This window comes from Dactylosporangium sp. NPDC005555, assembly GCF_040605635.1.
In the GTDB taxonomy this organism is placed as follows: Bacteria; Actinomycetota; Actinomycetes; order Mycobacteriales; family Micromonosporaceae; genus Dactylosporangium.
Genome location: NZ_JBEXDG010000139.1, coordinates 1 through 3,419, shown reverse-complemented (window position 1 = coordinate 3,419; position 3,419 = coordinate 1). Strand labels below are relative to the sequence as shown.

General features: G+C 57.1%; 2 rRNA genes. Both read left to right on the top strand.

Going from position 1 to position 3,419, the window contains the following annotated elements:
• The first annotated feature begins 62 nt into the window (after nucleotides 1-62).
• A 23S ribosomal RNA gene (locus ABZS58_RS50950) occupies nucleotides 63-3,182 on the top strand.
• Nucleotides 3,183-3,295: 113 nt separating this feature from the next.
• A 5S ribosomal RNA gene (rrf, locus tag ABZS58_RS50945) occupies nucleotides 3,296-3,412 on the top strand.
• Nucleotides 3,413-3,419 lie beyond the last annotated feature (7 nt).

The window sequence follows — 3,419 nt, the reverse complement described above, 5'->3', positions numbered from 1 at the left end:
GTCGGGTTTGGTGTTGGTTGAGAATTGCACAGTGGATGCGAGCATCTTTAAAGCTTTTTTGTGGTCAAGTTGCTGAGGGCGTACGGTGGATGCCTTGGCACCAGGAGCCGATGAAGGACGTGGGAGGCCGCGATAGGCCTGGGGGAGCTGTCAACCGAGCTGTGATCCCAGGGTGTCCGAATGGGGGAACCCGGCACCAGTCATGTGGTGTCACTCCCGCCTGAACACATAGGGCGGGTAGAGGGAACGCGGGGAAGTGAAACATCTCAGTACCCGCAGGAAGAGAAAACAACAGTGATTCCGTGAGTAGTGGCGAGCGAAAGCGGAAGAGGCTAAACCGTGGACGTGTGATACCTGGCAGGGGTTGCGTTTGCGGGGTTGTGGGACGTGTCTTGGTCATGCTGCCATGTGACTGCACAGTCAGAAAATTCAGGGTTAGTCGAAGTTCGCTGGAAAGCGGCACCGTAGACGGTGAGAGTCCGGTAGGTGAAAGTCCTGGATCTGTGTTGATGTGTTCCCGAGTAGCGGCGGACTCCTGTAATCTGCCGTGAATCTGCCAGGACCACCTGGTAAGCCTAAATACTCCCTGGTGACCGATAGCGGACGAGTACCGTGAGGGAAAGGTGAAAAGTACCCCGGGAGGGGAGTGAAATAGTACCTGAAACCGTGCGCCTACAATCCGTCGGAGCGTCCTGCCACTTTGTGGTGGGGGTGACGGCGTGCCTTTTGAAGAATGAGCCTGCGAGTTAGTGATACGTGGCGAGGTTAACCCGTGTGGGGGAGCCGTAGCGAAAGCGAGTCTGAACAGGGCGTTCAGTCGCGTGTCCTAGACCCGAAGCGGAGTGATCTAGCCATGGGCAGGCTGAAGCGCGGGTAAGACCGCGTGGAGGGCCGAACCCACCAACGTTGAAAAGTTGGGGGATGACCTGTGGTTAGGGGTGAAAGGCCAATCAAACTCCGTGATAGCTGGTTCTCCCCGAAATGCATTTAGGTGCAGCGTCACGTGTTTCTTGCCGGAGGTAGAGCACTGGATGGCCTAGGGGGCCTACAAGCTTACTGAAGTCAACTAAACTCCGAATGCCGGTAAGTGAGAGCGTGGCAGTGAGACTGCGGGGGATAAGCTTCGTAGTCGAGAGGGAAACAGCCCAGATCACCAGCTAAGGCCCCTAAGCGTGTGCTAAGTGGTAAAGGATGTGGGGTCGCATAGACAACCAGGAGGTTGGCTTAGAAGCAGCCACCCTTGAAAGAGTGCGTAATAGCTCACTGGTCAAGTGGTTCCGCGCCGACAATGTAGCGGGGCTCAAGCACACCGCCGAAGCTGTGGCATTCACATGATAACCCGGCCGATGACGTGTTCGGAGGTCCAGGTGTGTGGATGGGTAGGGGAGCGTCGTGTCACCGGTGAAGCGGCGGAGTGATCCAGCCGTGGAGGTGACGCGAGTGAGAATGCAGGCATGAGTAGCGAAAGCAGGGTGAGAAACCCTGCCGCCGGATGACCAAGGGTTCCAGGGCCAGGCTAATCCGCCCTGGGTGAGTCGGGGCCTAAGGCGAGGCCGAGAGGCGTAGTCGATGGATAACGGGTTGATATTCCCGTACCCGCGTAGAAGCGTCCATGCTGAACCTTCATGTACTAACCTCCGGATGTTCTGAAGCCTTCGGGTGGAGGAACGGATGTTGGGAACTTGTGGGGTAGTAGGCAAGCGATGGGGTGACGCAGGAGGGTAGCTGGACCCGGCCGGTGGTTGTGCCGGGGCAAGCGTGTAGCCCGCAGTATAGGCAAATCCGTACTGCATGAGGGTGAGACGTGAAGCGGAGCCGTTTCAGGCGAAGTCAGTGATCCCATGCTGCCGAGAAAAGCCTCTAGCGAGTTTCGAGCGGCCCGTACCCCAAACCGACACAGGTGGTCAGGTAGAGAATACCGAGGCGATCGGGCGAACTGTGGTTAAGGAACTCGGCAAATTGCCCCCGTAACTTCGGGAGAAGGGGGGCCACCGATGGTGAGACCACATGCTGGTGGAGCGGTTGGTGGCCGCAGAGACCAGGGGGAAGCGACTGTTTACTAAAAACACAGGTCCATGCTAAGTCGTAAGACGATGTATATGGACTGACGCCTGCCCGGTGCTGGAACGTTAAGGGGACCTGTTAGTCCGTGAGGGCGAAGCGGAGAACTTAAGCGCCAGTAAACGGCGGTGGTAACTATAACCATCCTAAGGTAGCGAAATTCCTTGTCGGGTAAGTTCCGACCTGCACGAATGGCGTAACGACTTCCCCACTGTCTCAACCACAGGCCCGGCGAAATTGCACTACGAGTAAAGATGCTCGTTACGCGCGGCAGGACGGAAAGACCCCGGGACCTTCACTATAGCTTGACATTGGTACTCGAATTCGATTGTGTAGGATAGGTGGGAGCCTGTGAAGCGGCCACGCCAGTGGTTGTGGAGGCAAGCTTGAAATACCACTCTGTTGGATTTGGGTATCTAACTTCGGACCGTGATCCGGTTCAGGGACAGTGTCTGGTGGGTAGTTTAACTGGGGCGGTTGCCTCCTAAAATGTAACGGAGGCGCCCAAAGGTTCCCTCAGCCTGGTTGGCAATCAGGTGTTGAGTGCAAGTGCACAAGGGGGCTTGACTGTGAGACTGACAGGTCGAGCAGGGACGAAAGTCGGGACTAGTGATCCGGCACTGGCAGGTGGAAGCGGTGTCGCTCAACGGATAAAAGGTACCCCGGGGATAACAGGCTGATCTTCCCCAAGAGTCCATATCGACGGGATGGTTTGGCACCTCGATGTCGGCTCGTCGCATCCTGGGGCTGGAGTAGGTCCCAAGGGTTGGGCTGTTCGCCCATTAAAGCGGTACGCGAGCTGGGTTTAGAACGTCGTGAGACAGTTCGGTCCCTATCCGCCGCGCGCGTAGGATACTTGAGAAGGGCTGTCCCTAGTACGAGAGGACCGGGACGGACGAACCTCTGGTGTGCCAGTTGTTCTGCCAAGAGCACGGCTGGTTGGCTACGTTCGGAAGGGATAACCGCTGAAAGCATCTAAGCGGGAAGCTCGCTTCGAGATGAGGTATCCCACCCCTTGAGGGTTAAGGCCCCCAGTTAGACCACTGGGTTGATAGGCCGGAAGTGGAAGCCTGGTAACAGGTTTGAGCTGACCGGTACTAATAGGCCGAGGACTTGACCTCAACCATGAAAGCTTTGTAAGTCAACGCATCCACTGTGTGATTCTGAACCAATACCAGAACGCACCCCCAACCGTGACGGGTGGGGTGTGCGGTGGTTGACAGGTTCATAGTGTTACGGCGGCCATAGCGGAGGGGAAACGCCCGGTCCCATTCCGAACCCGGAAGCTAAGCCCTCCAGCGCCGATGGTACTGCACCCGAGAGAGTGTGGGAGAGTAGGACGCCGCCGGACAAATTTT